Here is a 15,722-nt window from a genome sequence, read left to right on the forward strand (position 1 = left end):
ACCGATATGTTTGGTTATTCAATGGCTGAGATAGGCAATATTGTGGTGATGCAGGGCTTTTCGGGTCTGAGCATGTTTACAGTGTTGCTACTGATGGCTCTGGGTCTCGCGATTATTTTCGGGCAGATGGGTGTGATTAACATGGCCCACGGTGAGTTTATGACGATAGGTGCCTATACCACGGTGCTGATTTCCAAAGTGGCTGCGACGTATGGCTTCACGAATTATTACTTCGTGTTTGCGATTGCGATTGCCTTTGTACTGGCCTTCGCGGTTGGTTACTTTATTGAATTCATTATGATCCGGCATCTCTACAAGCGGCCGCTGGATACCTTGCTGGCCACCTGGGGTTTGAGCCTGGTCATGCAGCAAATTTTCCGCTCTTCATTTGGTGCCAAAGAAGTGAGCGCCGAACTGCCAGAATGGATGCTGGGTTCTTTCCAGCCGACACCAGATATTGATATTCCCATTAACGGCGTATTTGTGATGGTGCTGGCTGCGCTAGTGACCTTTGGCGTCTATATGTTCATGTTCAAGTCTCGCTGGGGCCTGCGCGTGCGTGCCACGGTGCAAAACCGCACCATGGCGGGCGCAGTGGGGATTAACACCGCCAAAGTGGATCGTGTGACCTTTGCCCTGGGTTGCGGCATTGCCGGGATCGCCGGTGCGGCCTTTACCACCATTGCTTCTACCGGCCCGACCACAGGTACCTTATACATCGTCGACAGCTTTATGGTGGTGGTGTTTGGTGGTGCAGCCAGCATTGTCGGTACGATTGCTTCGGCCTTCGGTATCGCCCAGGCGCAATCTGTCCTGCAATTCTTTATGACCAGCTCTATGGGCAAAGTGTCTACCTTGCTCGTCATTGTCACTATCTTGATGATGAAACCAGAGGGCTTGTTTGCCTCCAAACTGCGTAAATAGCAGGGTGATGGCAACGTGTGAACAGGTTTTTCACGCGTTGCCATAAGTAAATGAACGTATTAATTGTTTCTACCTGCCGCAATAGAATCAACGCATCAACAGAGGAGAAATCTTGATGACATTATGGGAAAAAATGAAAGCCAGTCCTGTACTGGGTGGTAAGGAGGGGGTGATCGGCCTGGCTGTGCTGGCTGCCATCATCTTCGTTGTATTGCCACTGGGCGTAGATATTTTCCGCCTCAATCTAATCGGTAAATACCTGACTTACGCGTTTGTTGCGGTGGGCCTGGTCATGTTGTGGGGGCACGGCGGTATCCTGAGTTTAGGCCAGGGCATTTTCTTCGGCCTCGGTGGTTACGCCATGGCGATGTTCCTGAAGCTGGAGGCTTCTGATCCGCTGAGTACCAAAATCCAGTCTACGCCAGGCATCCCTGACTTTATGGACTGGAACCAGCTCACGGCCTTGCCATGGTTCTGGGAGCCGTTCAAGAGCTTGCCGTTTACTATCTTTGCCGTACTGACTATTCCGGCATTATTCGCCTACATCATTGGTTACGCCATGTTCAAACGCCGTGTGGGCGGGGTGTATTTCTCCATCATCACCCAGGCGGTTGCCTTGATCCTGAGTATCCTGATTGTCGGCCAGCAAGGCTATACCGGTGGTGTCAACGGCATGACTGACTTGCGCACCATGCTGGGCTGGGATATCCGTACTGATTCTGCCAAATATATCCTGTACTTTGCGAATGGCCTGTTGTTGTTCGGTGCGATTTTCCTGTCCAAATACATCATGAGCAGCAAGTTCGGCATGTTGTTGCTGGCCATGCGTGATAAAGAAGAGCGCGTACGATTCTCCGGCTACGACGTCTCCAATTTCAAAATCTTTATCTTCTGCCTGGCTGCGATGATGTCTGCGGTGGGCGGAGCCATGTTTACCCTGCAAGTCGGCTTTATGTCACCTTCTTTCGTCGGGATCGTGCCTTCGATTGAAATGGTGATTTTCTGTGCCGTTGGTGGTCGTGCGTCACTGATCGGTGCGGTCTACGGCACCTTACTGGTGAACTACGGTAAAACCGTATTTTCCGAGAATTACCCTGAAATGTGGTTATACCTGATGGGCGGCTTGTTTATCGCCGTGGTGATGTTCTTCCCGAGCGGTCTGGCGGGTATCTGGGATAAATATGCAACTAAATACGGCTGGTTTAAAGATAAAGCGCAGCCTGTAAAAAAGCCTGAGGTAAGTACTTCTGAGGTAGAAGCGCAAGCAGTCCTTACCGACACAGCCACTGAAACATCCCTGGCCACTGAATCTACCAGTGTGGCCAGCAAAAAAGTGACACGCAAGAAAGCAGACGTAAGCCCTGCAATCGAGAGTAACAAATTGAGAGGAGCAGAAGCATGAGTAATACAGACTTCGTCTTGGCTGTAGAAGATTTAACCGTCTCCTTCGATGGCTTTAAAGCGGTGGATAGCCTCACCATGTATATCGACAAAAATGAGCTGCGTGTGCTGGTGGGCCCGAATGGTGCTGGCAAGACAACCGTGCTGGACCTGATCTGCGGTAAAACCAAATCGACCTCTGGTTCGATCAAGTTTAATAATACCGAGCTGACCAAGCTGTCAGAGCATGAAATCGTACGCTCCGGCGTTGGCCGCAAATTCCAGAACCCGTCGATTTACGAAAACCTGTCGGTGTACCAGAACCTGGAAGTGTCTTATCCCAAGGGCCGTGGCGTGTTTGGTAGCCTGACCTTCAAACGCACCAAAGAGGTTGAAGACCGTGTGCGTAAAGTTGCAGAAGACATTATGTTGACCGAGTTTCTCGATATGGAATCTGCCTTGCTTAGCCACGGCCAGAAACAATGGCTGGAAATCGGTATGTTGCTAATGCAAGAGCCTGAGCTGCTGATGCTGGACGAACCGGTGGCGGGCATGAGTGCGAAAGAGCGTGACCAGACGGCTGATTTGCTCAACCGCATCTGTCAGAACCGTTCGGTGATTGTGATTGAGCATGACATGGAGTTTGTGAAAAAAATCGCGCACAAAGTCACTGTATTGCACCAAGGCAAGATTCTGGCTGAAGGGCCGATGGAAAAGGTGCAGGCTGACGAAAAAGTCATTGAAGTTTACCTGGGTCATTAATTCTTTAATTAAAGTGACCATTAAAGGAGCACAGCATGTTTGAAATTGAGAATTTGCAGGTGAGTTATGGCCAAAGTCAGGTGATTCATGGCCTGAACTTCAAAGCCAACAAAAACGAAACCCTGGCGATTATGGGTCGCAACGGCATGGGTAAAACCACCTTGTTTAAATCGCTGATGGGCATTTTGCCAAGCAAAGCGACCAAGGCGACGGTTGACGGCGTTGACCTGCAAGGTGCTGCCACGCATGACCGTGTCATGAAAGGCCTGGCCTACGTGCCACAAGGGCGCTGGATTTTCCCGAATATGACCGTGCAGGAAAATATCGAAACGGGGCTGGAGAAGTCTTCCTCTGGCGAAATTCCGGAGGATATTTTTGCCCTGTTTCCTGTTTTGCATGAAATGCGCAAACGCAAGGGCGGTAACTTGTCTGGCGGCCAGCAACAGCAACTGGCCATCGCCCGTGCGCTGGTGACCAATCCTAAAGTATTATTGCTGGATGAACCGACCGAGGGTATTCAACCGTCGATTATTAAAGACATTGCTAAAGTGTTGAATGAAATCCGCAAAATGCGTGAGATCACCATCATTGTCTCTGAGCAGGTATTGAGTTTCACCATGGAGGTCGCTGACCGTATTATCGTGATTGATAAAGGCCGTTTTATTCACGAAGATACGCGTGATAATGTCGATGCGGCCAAGGTGAAAAGTTATTTGTCTGTTTAGACATGTTTTTTAGCCCCGGAGGACACAGAGTTCACAGAGAAAAACCTAACGCAGCAGTTGAAATCTCTGTGCTCTCTGTGTCCTCTGTGGCAAATATAAAAAAATAAACACTCTTGATTTGCCTGTGGCATGATGCGTCGGTATGGATGATATTAACTCGGCAACGCCTTTGCCTTCCCTGAGCAAGTTTCAACACAAGCGCTGGCAGGCGCGACTCGAATTAGGTTTCGCCTTGCGCGAGCAACGATCTTACCTGGCACATCGCCTGCATAACGGGCCGCTGGTCGTGCAAAAATCATTGCATCCCGAGGGCGACGCCATTTGCCATGCGGTGATTGTGCACCCGCCTGGTGGCGTAGCGGGCGGTGACGCCTTACAGTTACAGGTCAATGTGGGTGAGGGTGCGCAAGCCTTGTTGACGACACCGGGTGCCGGTAAATGGTATAAAGCCAATGGCACACTGGCTTCGCAGGATTTAAAGTTTACCCTGGCCGCTGGCAGTGGGCTGGAGTGGTTGCCGCAAGAAAATATCTTGTTCGACGCGGCTGAAGTGCGCTTCGGTGCCGAGATAGACCTGGCTGCCGATGCCAGATTTGCTGCCTGGGATATTGCCTGCCTGGGCCGTCAGGCGCAGCAAGAGGCCTGGCAAACCGGCGTTTACCAGTTAAAGCAACAGATACGCCGCGATGGCAGGCTAATCTGGAACGAACGTGCGCATATGCGTGCAGCTGATGTGCTGACGAGCAGTCGTATTGGTTTGGGTGGCTCGGTGGTATTTGGTACTTTTTTAGTCTGTGCGGGGGCTGTGCCTGCTGAAGTGGTGCAGGCGTGCCGGGAACTCGTGCCAGCCGATGCCAAGACCGGCATCACTGCCTTGCCGGAGGTGCTGGCGATCCGCTACGTCGGGCAGGCCTCACAGCAGGCCAGACAATACTTCGAACAATGCTGGCAGCTGCTGCGACCCTGGTATTACGGCCGCGCAGCGATCAGGCCGCGCATTTGGAACACTTAGAACAATAACGATTAAAGAGACGCAGCGATGGAACTTACTCCCCGAGAAAAAGACAAGTTACTGATATTTACCGCCGCACTTTTGGCAGAGCGGCGCAAGGCGCGTGGCTTAAAACTCAATTATCCCGAAGCGATCGCCTATATCACGGCAGCCATTATGGAAGGTGCGCGCGATGGCAATACCGTGGCTGAGCTGATGAGTTTTGGCACCACCTTGCTGACGCGTGATGACGTGATGGAAGGCGTGCCGGAAATGATTCCGGATATACAGGTGGAGGCTACTTTTCCGGATGGGACCAAGCTAGTCACTGTCCATCACCCGATTCCATAGGTGTGAATGATGAACATGGCGAATTGCGGCGTTGCGCGCTACTCGAAATCCTCATGTACTCCATGTACATTGCGGTTTCTGCGTTGCGTGCGCCTTGCACTTCATCCATGTTGATCATTCACTAACGCTCTAGAAATTCAATAGGAAAGCACATGATTCCCGGCGAAATGCAGGTCGCAGCAGGCGACATCGAATTAAATACAGGGCGCGAAACCGTGACACTGGATGTGGCGAATAAAGGTGACCGGCCGATCCAGGTTGGTTCGCATTACCATTTTTATGAGACCAATGATGCCTTGGCGTTTGACCGTGCGCTGGCTTATGGCTGCCGGTTAAATATTGCTGCAGGCACGGCGGTGAGGTTTGAGCCTGGTCAGACGCGTACCGTGCAATTGGTGCAACTGGCTGGTGATCGAAAAGTATATGGCTTTGCTGCACGGGTGATGGGGAGCCTCAAGGATGGGAGTAAGCAATGACCATTAAGATGGATAAACGTGCCTATGCCGAAATGTTTGGTCCGACTGTGGGCGACAAAGTGCGTCTGGCGGATACCGAACTGTGGGTAGAGGTGGAAAAAGACTTCACCATTTATGGTGAAGAGGTCAAGTTTGGTGGCGGCAAGGTCATTCGTGATGGCATGGGCCAAGGCCAGGGCCTGGCGGCGGAAGTAGCGGATACCGTGATTACCAATGCCTTGATTATTGACCATTGGGGCATTGTTAAAGCCGATATCGGTATCAAGGGCGGTTATATTTCTGCCATTGGCAAAGCCGGTAACCCGGATATCCAGCCCGGCGTCACCATTGCCATTGGTGCAGGTACTGAGGTGATTGCCGGTGAAGGCATGATTATCACCGCCGGCGGCATTGATACGCATATCCACTTTATTTGTCCGCAGCAGATTGAAGAAGCCTTGATGTCTGGCGTGACCACCATGATAGGTGGCGGTACTGGGCCAGCCACTGGCACATTTGCGACCACCTGTACGCCGGGGCCATGGCATATCCACCGTATGTTGCAATCTGCGGATGCGTTCCCTATGAATTTAGGCTTTCTTGGCAAGGGCAATGCCAGTTTGCCTGAGCCGCTGCGTGAGCAGGTGCGCGCAGGCGTGATTGGCCTTAAATTGCATGAAGATTGGGGCACAACGCCCGCAGCGATTGATAACTGCCTGAGTGTGGCCGACGAGATGGATATCCAGGTGGCGATTCATAGCGATACGCTCAATGAATCCGGTTTTGTGGAAACCACCATAGGTGCCTTTAAAGGTCGCACCATTCATACCTTCCATACCGAAGGCGCGGGTGGCGGCCATGCGCCGGATATTATCAAAGCGGCCAGCCATCCGAATGTGTTGCCGTCTTCGACCAATCCGACGCGGCCATTCACCGTCAATACGATTGACGAGCATCTGGATATGCTGATGGTCTGCCATCACCTGGATCCAGCCATTGCCGAGGATATTGCCTTTGCCGAAAGCCGTATCCGCCGCGAAACGATTGCGGCTGAAGATATCTTCCATGATCTCGGTGCGTTTTCCATGATGTCATCTGACTCACAGGCCATGGGTCGCGTCGGCGAGGTGATTATCCGCACCTGGCAGACCGCACATAAAATGAAGATACAGCGTGGCCCGTTGGCTGAGGATAGTCCTGGCAACGATAATTTCCGTATCAAGCGCTATATCGCCAAATACACCATTAACCCGGCGCTAACACATGGTATTTCGCATGTAGTGGGTTCCGTGGAAGTTGGTAAACTGGCCGATTTAGTCGTCTGGAAACCCGCATTCTTTGGCGTGAAACCATTTACCATTATCAAAGGTGGCATGATTGCCGCAGCGGCGATGGGCGACCCAAATGCGTCTATCCCGACACCGCAACCGGTGCATTACCGCCCCATGTTTGGCGCTTATGGTGGTGGTTTGAAAACGGCAGTGACCTTTATTTCGCAAGCCGGGCTGGATAATCCTGAAGTGCACGCATTAGGCCTGCAAAAGCCGCTTGTCGTGGTGAAAGGCACACGCGATGTGAAAAAGTCAGACATGATACATAACACCTGGATGCCCAAAATCGAGGTCGACCCTGAAACCTATGAAGTGCTGGCTGATGGCATGCCGCTGGTGTGTGAACCGGCGGAAGTGCTACCAATGGCGCAACGTTATTTCCTGTTTTAATCATGATTCATTTAACTGAACGTATGACTGTCAGCGGCCATATAGACGATCAATTAGAGTTACCTTTTGATCAACGCCAGAAAAGTCGTCTGCGTGTGGCGCTGGTGTCTGGTCGTGAAGCCGCCCTGTTTCTTAGTCGCGGCATTATTTTACGCGGTGGCGATTTGATTCAATCAGAGGATGGCAGTCTGGTGGTGCAGATTGTGGCTGCCCAAGAGCCTGTCTATAACGTGATTGCGCCTACCCCAAGAGATTTAATGCGAGCCGCCTATCATTTAGGCAATCGCCATGTGCCCTTGCAGATTGGCGATGGCTGGCTGCGCCTGGAGCAGGATTATGTGCTCAGGGATATGTTGCTGGGTTTAGGTATGCAGGTGAGCGAGGTGCAGGCCCCGTTTGAACCGGAAGCAGGCGCTTATGGTGGCGGTCACCGGCATGGTGAGGATGCCTTGCATTCGTTGCGCCCGCGGCAGGATGGTCATGCGCATGGCTAGTGCACTGGCATTGAGTCGGTTGCTACAACTGGCGAGTCCGCTGCTGCCGGTGGGGGCTTATGGCTATTCGCAAGGGTTGGAATGGGCCATTGAGTCTGGCGAGGTGAAAGATGTTGCTTCGGCCCAAGGCTGGATAGGCGACAGTTTGCAGGTCTATCATGCGCGCTTTGAGTTGCCAGTGTTATACCGTTTATATCAAGCCTGGCAGGCAGGCAACATGCAGCAAGTGCAAGCCTGGGACAGTTTTTACCAGGCCGGGCGCGATACCGCTGAAGGTTGGGCGGAGACGCGGCAAATGGGATATTCGTTGCGGCGGCTGTTGAATGATTTAAAGCCGATGTCTGCCGAACTGGTTGCGCAGGTGAATACGCTGGAGTCACCTGCTTTTCCGACGCTTTACGCGGCCATTGCCCAGCACTGGCAGATTGCGCCTGAGCAGATGTTACACGGTTACGCCTGGGGCTGGCTGGAAAACCAGGCCAGCGCTGCCATGAAAGCCGTGCCATTAGGGCAGGTCGCTGGCCAGACCATTCTGCTCGCCTTGGGTGAGCAATTGCCGCAAGTAATACAGGCTGCGATGCAACTGCCAGAGGATGAAATGAGCAATTTCAACCCGCTGCTCAGCATCGCTGGCTGTCAACATGAAACACAATACAGCAGGTTATTTAGATCATGAAAATACATACCCAATTTGACACGCCCACGCCCGCCGTTACCGACTACAAAGAGCCTTTGCGCGTAGGCATTGGCGGCCCGGTCGGTTCCGGTAAAACCGCTCTGACCCTGGCGCTGTGCCAGCGCTTGCGCGAGGCATATAACATCGCTGTCGTCACCAACGATATTTACACCAAGGAAGACGCCGAATTTTTAACGCGTAATGAAGCTCTGGTGCCAGAACGTATCATCGGTGTCGAAACTGGCGGTTGCCCACATACGGCGATTCGTGAAGATGCCTCTATGAATCTCGAAGCCGTCGATCAGCTTAGCAAGCGCTTTAAAACGCTGGATATCGTGTTTGTCGAAAGTGGTGGCGATAACCTGGCGGCGACCTTCAGCCCGGAGTTGTCTGACCTGACTATTTATGTGATCGACGTGGCTGCAGGTGAGAAAATTCCACGTAAAGGCGGCCCTGGTATTACCAAGTCAGATTTGCTAGTGATCAATAAGATCGACCTGGCACCTATGGTGGGCGCCTCGCTGGAAGTCATGGACCAGGATGCCAAACGTATGCGTGGCGAGAAGCCATTTGTGTTCAGCAACCTGAAAAGTGGGCGGGGCCTGGAGGAGATTGTGAAGTTTATAGAAAAGCAGGGCCTGATGTTATAGCGACATCGCTGCCTCTATGAATCCATCATACATGGCTAACTTAATTCTGTTGGAGAAGATTGAATGAAAAAAAGTATTGTTTGGGGTGTCGCAGCTAGCCTGGTATCTGGCGTGGCTTGGGCGCATCCGGGGCATGGCCTGACGACTGGGTTTGCGGCGGGTTTCCTGCATCCGCTTACCGGTTGGGATCATTTGCTGGTGATGCTGTCACTTGGCGTGTGGGCCGCGCGTCGGCCACAAGGGCAAGGCTGGCAATTGCCAGTGTTATTTGTGCTGGCGATGGCGGTGGCTGCGCTCACAGCGATGACCTGGTTATCTGTCTCCATGGCTGAGTTGCTGGTGGCGTTGAGTGTGTTGGTGATGGGTGCTTTGTTGCTGGCAGAGATCAAGCTATCGCGTAGCATCCAGCTTGCTGGCGTCGCGGTGATTGCGGCTGCACATGGTTATTTACACGGTGTGGAGTTAGGCAATCACTGGGCTGCGTTGGCCGGTATGATGGTGGCGACTGCGCTGTTGCATGGGGTTGGCTGGGGATTGGGGCGTCAGCCACAGTCGTGGGCAAGTTCGGTGTCCAGAGGGTTGGGCGGAATCATGCTGGTCTTAGGTGCCTATTTGGGAGCCAGCTTGCTCTGGGCTTAAAATAACAGGCTGTGGCGAGACAGCAAACGTAAAATGCGGATAAGTTTGTTATCCGCATTTTTTATTTGTGGCATGCTTTAGTTATGCTACGTCAATTAACGTAGTGATTGATTTCATCTCACGCTCTAGCATACGCTGGGGCGCTTATTTCCTCTTACGGTCCCGTCTTTTTAAGGATTGTTGATTGTCTAACCCTTCCGAGCTATCACAGGCACCGCATGCCGAGCCGATACAGCGTATCGTCAAGATTCGTCGCGACTATAACAATTGGGTCGCTAACGAAACCATAGAAGATTACGCGCTGCGCTATACCCCACGGGCTTTCCGTAAATGGTCGATCTTGCGTGTCTCGAATACGGCGCTGGGGGCGATTTCTTTCCTGGTGTTGGAGGCGATTGGCGGCACCATTACCATTAATTATGGCTTCCCCAATGCCTTGTGGGCGATTCTGGCCGTTGGCCTGATTATTTTTTTGACCGGCTTGCCGATCAGCTACTACGCCGCCAAATATGGCCTGGATATGGATTTGCTGACACGAGGCGCCGGTTTTGGCTATATCGGCTCGACTATTTCCTCGTTTATTTACGCTTCGTTCACGTTTATCCTGTTTTCGCTCGAAGCGGCGATTATGGGCTATGCGCTGGAGCTGTATTTTCATTTGCCGCTCTATCTCGGCTACCTGGTCAGTGCGCTGATTGTGATTCCGCTGGTGACGCACGGCGTGACCTTGATCAGCCGTATCCAGATGATTACGCAACCGCTCTGGATTGCGCTCATGTTTTTGCCGTTTTTTGCCATTTTGCAGATGGATCCAGATGTGTTGCATAGGCTCAGTAGCTTTGCCGGCGTGTCTACAGATGGTGGCCACTTTAACTGGGTCATGTTCGGCACCGCGACGGCGGTGGGTGTGGCGCTGATTCCACAAATCGGTGAGCAGGTCGACTTCTTGCGTTTTATGCCAGTGCGCAACAAGGAGAATTACTGGCGCTGGAATCTGGGCGTGCTGATGGCCGGGCCGGGCTGGGTCATTCTGGGCATGCTCAAAATGCTGGCAGGCGCCTTGCTCGCTTACCTGGTGTATAACCGCGATATGCCATTGAGCTCGGCGGTGAACCCTACGCATATGTACTGGGTCGGTTTTGAGCACGTATTCAGTAACCACCAGGTAGCGTTGGCGGTGACGGCGCTGTTTGTCTGTGTGTCGCAAATCAAGGTCAATATGACCAATGCCTATGCCGGTTCACTGGCCTGGTCCAACTTTTTTGCCCGCCTCACGCATAGCCACCCTGGCCGTATTGTGTGGGTGGCGTTTAACGTCATGATTGCCATTGTGCTGATGGAGCTCAATGTATTTCAGGCGCTGGAAGAAATCTTGGGCCTGTATGCCAATATCGCCATCGCCTGGATCGCCGCCGTGGTGGCCGACCTGGTGATCAATAAGCCCTTGGGTTTAAGTCCTAAAGGTATTGAGTTCAGGCGTGCGTATTTATACGATATTAACCCGGTGGGTGTCGGGGCCATGTTTATTGCCTCGGCGGTGTCGATCGCAGCGTATACCGGCATCATGGGTGTGCTGGCACAGTCATTCTCTACCTTTATTTCGCTGGTGACTGCGTTGTTAATGTCACCGCTGATTGCCTGGTATACCAAAGGTAAATACTACCTGGCCAGGCAACGTCCAACCTATTTGCAACCCTCGACCACCAAACAATGTGTGATTTGTGAGCGCGAATATGAGGTGAGTGATATGGCGCATTGCCCGGCTTATGGCGGCGCTATTTGTTCTTTGTGCTGTTGTCTGGATGCGCGTTGCCATGATGCTTGCAAACCCCAAGCCAGGCTCAGCGCGCAGTGGGAGGCGCTCAACAAGAAGTTTTTACCACCACGTTTGTGGCCGCATTTAAATGGCGGGGTGGCGCATTTCTTATTGCTCATGCTGATCGCCATGATTTTGTTTGGCGCCACCATTGGCCTGATTTACCTGCATGATGCCCTGACTGTTGGCCGGGAGTATCCTGGGCTGATGCAGCATTTCCGTTCTGGCTATTTAAAGGTATTTGTCGCCTTGCTGTTTTTGGGTGGCATTGTGGCCTGGTGGCTGGTGCTGACTTCGGCCAGCCGACGGGTGGCACAGGAAGAATCTAACCGGCAAACCGGCTTGTTGCTGGAAGAGATCGAGTCGCACAAGAAAACTGATACGCAGTTGCAAAAAGCACGCCGTTTGGCCGAAGAGGCGAACCAGGCCAAGAGCCGCTACATTACCGGCATCAGTCACGAATTGCGTACGCCGCTCAACAGTATTCTGGGCTATGCGCAACTGCTGACCAATGACGACAGCATCCCCGACCACCGCAAGCAGGCGATTAAAACCATTAGCCGTGGCGGCGAACACTTGCTGTCATTGATTGAAAGCACGCTGGATATCGCGCGGATTGAAAGCGGCAAAATGACGTTTGATGTCAAGCCGCTGCATTTCCCGGAATTTATCAGCCAGATGGTCAGCATGTTTGAAATCCAGGCACAAAACAAAGGCCTGGCATTTTATTTCGAGCAGTCTGGCAATTTGCCGGAGTACGTGCGGGCCGACCATAAGCGGCTCATGCAGATACTGGTTAATATCCTGGGCAATGCGGTCAAGTTCACCACCAAGGGTAGTGTGACTTTCCGTGTGAGCTACGCGCGGGAGATTGCACAGATCGATATTGAGGATACCGGCCCTGGCATTGCGCCGAATGAGGTGGAGAAGATTTTTGAGCCGTTTGAGCGCGGCAGTGCAGCCGATGTGGTTGGGATCGGTGGCACCGGTTTGGGCCTGACCATCAGCAAACTGCTGACGCAGCTAATGGGCGGCGAAATGCAGTTTGATAGTGTGCTGGGACGTGGCACGCGGTTTGAAATTCGGCTATTTTTGCCGCAGATTCGTGAAACAGCACATTTATCGAAAAAGGCCGTGCGGCAGCGTATTGGTTACGAAGGGCCGATCAAGACCGTGCTGGTAGTGGATAATGAAGAGGTCGATCGTGAGTTATTGCGCGATGCCTTGCAGCCGCTGGGTTTTATTGTGCATGAAGCAGGTAACGGCCAGGCTTGTGTGAACCAGTACCAGATGGTGCATGCAGACTTGATCCTGATGGACTTGGCCATGCCGGTGATGGATGGCTGGGAGGCGGCTTATATCATCCGCCAGGTGCATCAATCCAAACTGCCGATTGCGATTATCTCCGCCAATGCCTATGACCGCAGCCTGGATAACCAGGCCAAGATTCCGGCACAAGACTTTTTTGTCAAACCGGTTAACCTGGACGAGGTGCTGGACTGGATAGGCAATCAGCTCGGCCTGACCTGGCGTTATGTCGATAGCGCGGCATCCCAGTCGGCGCTTGCCCTGAAACCTGTGGTGCCTGCGAGTGATGTTGACCCTGTACCAGCGATCTTGCTGGAAAATATGGCCCAGTTCGCCCGTATGGGTTACGTCAAGGGTGTGCGCGAAGTATTAGCCACCCTGAATAGAGAACATTCGCAACATCAAACATTTATTCATGACCTGCAACAGGCCATGGAGCGCTTTGATTTTGCTAAACTGCAACGCTTGATTGAGGAGTACACCAAAAATGACCAGCCATAGCCATACCGTGTTAATTGTGGATGATGTGCCAGAAAACCTGGCCTATCTGCATGACGCACTGGATGAGTCCGGCTACCAGGTCTATGTCGCCAACTCCGGTGAGATGGCGTTGCAAGTGGCGCATCTGATGCAGCCGCATGTGATCTTAATGGATGCGATGATGCCTGGCCTGGATGGTTTTGCTACTTGTCGTCGCATTAAGGCTGCGGCAGAAACCCAGCATATCCCGGTGATTTTCATGACCGGCCTGACCGAGATCGAACATGTCACCATGGCATTCGATGCCGGTGGTGTGGACTACGTCACCAAGCCAGTACGCCCGGCAGAGGTGTTGGCGCGGCTCAAGGCACATGTGCAGAATGCCACCAAAATGCATCAGGCTACTTCAGCGCTGGATGCTTTTGGCCAGGCAACGATTGCCATTCTGCCGAGTGACAAACGCCTGGTATGGCAAACGCCGCTGGCCAAACAATACCTGGAACAGTATTTTGCCGAGTGGGCAGCCAAAGAGGCTTACAGTGCTGTGCAAACCTTGCCGCCCATGATTTATCAGTGGCTGGAAAGCTGTATACAGCAATTCTCCAGCGGGCAGTCCATGCAAACGCTTAGTGTCAATCAGGGCAATGCACGTCTGAGCCTGACCGTGGCCAATACCAGTGAAGAGCAATGGGTGGTGGTGTTACGCGAGCATTCGGACGAAGCGCAGATTGAATCACTGGGTAAGTTGTTTCAGCTCACCAAGCGTGAGTCAGAGGTGTTGTACTGGACCGTCAAGGGCAAGACTAATAAAGACGTTGGTGAGATACTGGGCACCAGTCCACGCACGATCAATAAGCACCTTGAACATGTCTTCCAGAAACTGGGGGTTGAAACCAGGACCGCTGCTGCGTCACTGGTAGCATCCAAAATCAAGTTCTAATCGCTGGCTAAAGGCCGGGTGCTTTAGCCAGTTTTAGCGTTAAAAGTTGTAGATAAAGCCGACACTGGTGACGTTGGAATTAAAAGATTTGCTGCCGCCGCCGTTGACGTCCACTTCCGCTTGGTAGTGATCCCAGCCCACACGCATGGCAATAGCCTTGTCGAAATGGTACTCTGCGCCCAGGCCATACGTGGCCCCCATGTGGGTTGCATCGTCATAAGCACTTAAGCTCGATACTTTGCTGCTGGTGGCAGCAACCCCTAATTTTCCATAGACATCAAAAGCATCGTTCAGTGGCAATGTGCCTACTGCGGTCAGGCTGAGGGCATCGGCCTTGACGCTGCCATGCGCATTGTCAGTGACCTTGCCAATACCAGTATATTGGCCTTCTACAGCAAAATAAGGGTTGAATTTGTAGCCTGCTACAAGCCCGGCGACAGCTTGACTATCTTTGTCGACACCGTTGGGTGTTTTTAAGTTTGGCATGCCTATCCCCAGGTTCGCCCCGGCATAAAAGCCTTCTGCACTGGCCCACAATGGTGTTGCCAAGGTCAGGCTGCTGATTAAAAATAAGAGGGCGTGTTTACGCATTATGATTGCTCCAATGGATATTGATAAATCTTATTTAAGTTTGCTCTGTGCCAGTTTCAGGCCTTCTTCGATATCCTGCTTGCGGCCAGCATCCGCATCTTCACGGCCAGTGCGGGCGGGTGCTTGCAAGGCTTTCTGGTAATACGTCACGGCCTGGTTGTAATCACCCTGCGCGCGCAGGTAGTCCGCATAAAAGTAATTGCTGTCTATGCCTGTCGGATTCAGTTGCAGAGCCTTTTCCAAGTATTCATGGCCTTTTTTCTTGTCACCAAAGCCAATCGGCCAGCCGGGTACGCGAAAGTACAATGAACCCAATGTGGTGTAAGCTGAGCCATTGAGTGCCTGTGGATTGGTTTTAATGCTGGCGAGCAACAAGTCGCGTGCCTGCTCAGCGGCTTTCAGGGCATTGACCGGATGTAGTGGCCCCATGCTTTTGGCGTAGCCACTGAGTACGATGGCTTCCCATATCTGCGCCTCATTGGCCTCAGGGTTTTTCGCCGTCAGCTGGTGTGCCTGTTCACTCAGGGTTTTAAAAGAGGCTTCTTGCTGGTCTTTGCTGGTGTGGTAGGTGGCTTTTGCCCAGGCATGTTGCAGGCCGGCCAATTCGTTATCCAGAGCTTCGTCGGCAAACGCGGCACGGGTCAGCAAGGCCAGGCAGGTATACATGATCAAACGTTTCACAATGGCTCCCAGTTTAAATAAGCTTTTTTTGCAATAAGAATGCCAACCTGCAAGGCATAAGTGGGTTTGAACGTTATTCAAATAAATCATATGGTTACAACTTATTTCCAGCAGAAGATGAGGGCGTGATCGCTTCAA

16 protein-coding genes are annotated in these 15,722 nt (G+C 52.3%); 14 read left to right on the forward strand and 2 right to left on the reverse strand.

Annotated features, from left to right (window positions below):
• The first annotated feature begins 6 nt into the window (after positions 1-6).
• The 14 genes from urtB to OH31_RS03370 all read left to right on the forward strand — a co-directional run bounded on the left by urtB (position 7) and on the right by OH31_RS03370 (position 14,312).
• Positions 7-924 (forward strand): urea ABC transporter permease subunit UrtB, encoded by a 918-nt coding sequence (gene urtB, locus OH31_RS03305; protein ID WP_019881613.1) that lies wholly within the window; start codon positions 7-9, stop codon positions 922-924.
• Positions 925-1,039: 115 nt separating this feature from the next.
• On the forward strand, positions 1,040-2,326 hold the full coding sequence (urtC, locus tag OH31_RS03310; RefSeq protein WP_024929618.1) for an urea ABC transporter permease subunit UrtC: 1,287 nt from the start codon (positions 1,040-1,042) through the stop codon (positions 2,324-2,326).
• Entirely contained in the window at positions 2,323-3,066 is a 744-nt protein-coding gene (gene urtD / locus OH31_RS03315) for an urea ABC transporter ATP-binding protein UrtD (protein ID WP_019881615.1), read from the forward strand. The genes urtC and urtD overlap by 4 nt, the downstream gene beginning before the upstream one ends.
• Positions 3,067-3,101: 35 nt before the next feature.
• Positions 3,102-3,791 carry an urea ABC transporter ATP-binding subunit UrtE gene (urtE, locus tag OH31_RS03320; RefSeq protein ID WP_024929619.1) on the forward strand — a complete coding sequence of 230 codons (690 nt, stop codon included), beginning with the start codon at positions 3,102-3,104 and terminating at the stop codon, positions 3,789-3,791.
• 142 nt (positions 3,792-3,933) lie between these two features.
• Positions 3,934-4,803, forward strand: a complete 870-nt coding sequence (locus OH31_RS03325) for an urease accessory protein UreD (protein ID WP_024929620.1) — start codon at positions 3,934-3,936, stop codon at positions 4,801-4,803.
• A 27-nt stretch (positions 4,804-4,830) separates the two neighbouring features.
• Positions 4,831-5,133, forward strand: coding sequence for an urease subunit gamma (gene ureA, locus OH31_RS03330; protein WP_019881618.1), 303 nt, complete (start codon positions 4,831-4,833; stop codon positions 5,131-5,133).
• A 152-nt stretch (positions 5,134-5,285) separates the two neighbouring features.
• The gene (locus OH31_RS03335; RefSeq protein WP_024929621.1) at positions 5,286-5,609 is read left to right on the forward strand and encodes an urease subunit beta; all 324 of its coding nucleotides are present in this window, start codon (positions 5,286-5,288) and stop codon (positions 5,607-5,609) included.
• Complete coding sequence (gene ureC, locus OH31_RS03340; protein ID WP_024929622.1) at positions 5,606-7,309, forward strand: urease subunit alpha; 1,704 nt, start codon at positions 5,606-5,608, stop codon at positions 7,307-7,309. Before OH31_RS03335 ends, ureC begins: the two co-directional genes overlap by 4 nt.
• A gap of 2 nt (positions 7,310-7,311) precedes the next feature.
• The gene (gene ureE / locus OH31_RS03345) at positions 7,312-7,803 is read left to right on the forward strand and encodes an urease accessory protein UreE (RefSeq protein ID WP_024929623.1); all 492 of its coding nucleotides are present in this window, start codon (positions 7,312-7,314) and stop codon (positions 7,801-7,803) included.
• A complete protein-coding gene (locus tag OH31_RS03350; protein ID WP_024929624.1) occupies positions 7,796-8,479 on the forward strand; it encodes an urease accessory protein UreF in 684 nt (227 codons plus the stop codon). Before ureE ends, OH31_RS03350 begins: the two co-directional genes overlap by 8 nt.
• Complete coding sequence (gene ureG, locus OH31_RS03355) at positions 8,476-9,129, forward strand: urease accessory protein UreG (RefSeq protein ID WP_024929625.1); 654 nt, start codon at positions 8,476-8,478, stop codon at positions 9,127-9,129. Before OH31_RS03350 ends, ureG begins: the two co-directional genes overlap by 4 nt.
• A gap of 63 nt (positions 9,130-9,192) precedes the next feature.
• The gene (locus tag OH31_RS03360; protein ID WP_024929626.1) at positions 9,193-9,768 is read left to right on the forward strand and encodes a HupE/UreJ family protein; all 576 of its coding nucleotides are present in this window, start codon (positions 9,193-9,195) and stop codon (positions 9,766-9,768) included.
• 184 nt (positions 9,769-9,952) lie between these two features.
• On the forward strand, positions 9,953-13,393 hold the full coding sequence (locus OH31_RS03365) for an ATP-binding protein (protein WP_019881625.1): 3,441 nt from the start codon (positions 9,953-9,955) through the stop codon (positions 13,391-13,393).
• A complete protein-coding gene (locus tag OH31_RS03370) occupies positions 13,380-14,312 on the forward strand; it encodes a response regulator transcription factor (protein WP_024929627.1) in 933 nt (310 codons plus the stop codon). Before OH31_RS03365 ends, OH31_RS03370 begins: the two co-directional genes overlap by 14 nt.
• A gap of 39 nt (positions 14,313-14,351) precedes the next feature.
• Here OH31_RS03370 and OH31_RS03375 read toward each other — a convergent pair whose 3' ends face one another.
• Entirely contained in the window at positions 14,352-14,903 is a 552-nt protein-coding gene (locus OH31_RS03375; RefSeq protein ID WP_242402191.1) for an outer membrane protein, read from the reverse strand.
• A gap of 30 nt (positions 14,904-14,933) precedes the next feature.
• Entirely contained in the window at positions 14,934-15,584 is a 651-nt protein-coding gene (locus OH31_RS03380; RefSeq protein ID WP_024929629.1) for a tetratricopeptide repeat protein, read from the reverse strand.
• Positions 15,585-15,722: the final 138 nt, after the last annotated feature.

This window comes from Methylophilus sp. OH31, assembly GCF_000576615.1.
Classification (GTDB): Bacteria; Pseudomonadota; Gammaproteobacteria; order Burkholderiales; family Methylophilaceae; genus Methylophilus.

Coding starts and splice junctions, on each gene's coding strand:
- urtB (WP_019881613.1), top strand. CDS start 7: ATGTTTGGTTATTCAATGGCTGAGATAGGCAATATTGTGGTGATGCAG.
- urtC (WP_024929618.1), top strand. CDS start 1,040: ATGACATTATGGGAAAAAATGAAAGCCAGTCCTGTACTGGGTGGTAAG.
- urtD (WP_019881615.1), top strand. CDS start 2,323: ATGAGTAATACAGACTTCGTCTTGGCTGTAGAAGATTTAACCGTCTCC.
- urtE (WP_024929619.1), top strand. CDS start 3,102: ATGTTTGAAATTGAGAATTTGCAGGTGAGTTATGGCCAAAGTCAGGTG.
- OH31_RS03325 (WP_024929620.1), top strand. CDS start 3,934: ATGGATGATATTAACTCGGCAACGCCTTTGCCTTCCCTGAGCAAGTTT.
- ureA (WP_019881618.1), top strand. CDS start 4,831: ATGGAACTTACTCCCCGAGAAAAAGACAAGTTACTGATATTTACCGCC.
- OH31_RS03335 (WP_024929621.1), top strand. CDS start 5,286: ATGATTCCCGGCGAAATGCAGGTCGCAGCAGGCGACATCGAATTAAAT.
- ureC (WP_024929622.1), top strand. CDS start 5,606: ATGACCATTAAGATGGATAAACGTGCCTATGCCGAAATGTTTGGTCCG.
- ureE (WP_024929623.1), top strand. CDS start 7,312: ATGATTCATTTAACTGAACGTATGACTGTCAGCGGCCATATAGACGAT.
- OH31_RS03350 (WP_024929624.1), top strand. CDS start 7,796: ATGGCTAGTGCACTGGCATTGAGTCGGTTGCTACAACTGGCGAGTCCG.
- ureG (WP_024929625.1), top strand. CDS start 8,476: ATGAAAATACATACCCAATTTGACACGCCCACGCCCGCCGTTACCGAC.
- OH31_RS03360 (WP_024929626.1), top strand. CDS start 9,193: ATGAAAAAAAGTATTGTTTGGGGTGTCGCAGCTAGCCTGGTATCTGGC.
- OH31_RS03370 (WP_024929627.1), top strand. CDS start 13,380: ATGACCAGCCATAGCCATACCGTGTTAATTGTGGATGATGTGCCAGAA.
- OH31_RS03375 (WP_242402191.1), bottom strand. CDS start 14,903: ATGCGTAAACACGCCCTCTTATTTTTAATCAGCAGCCTGACCTTGGCA.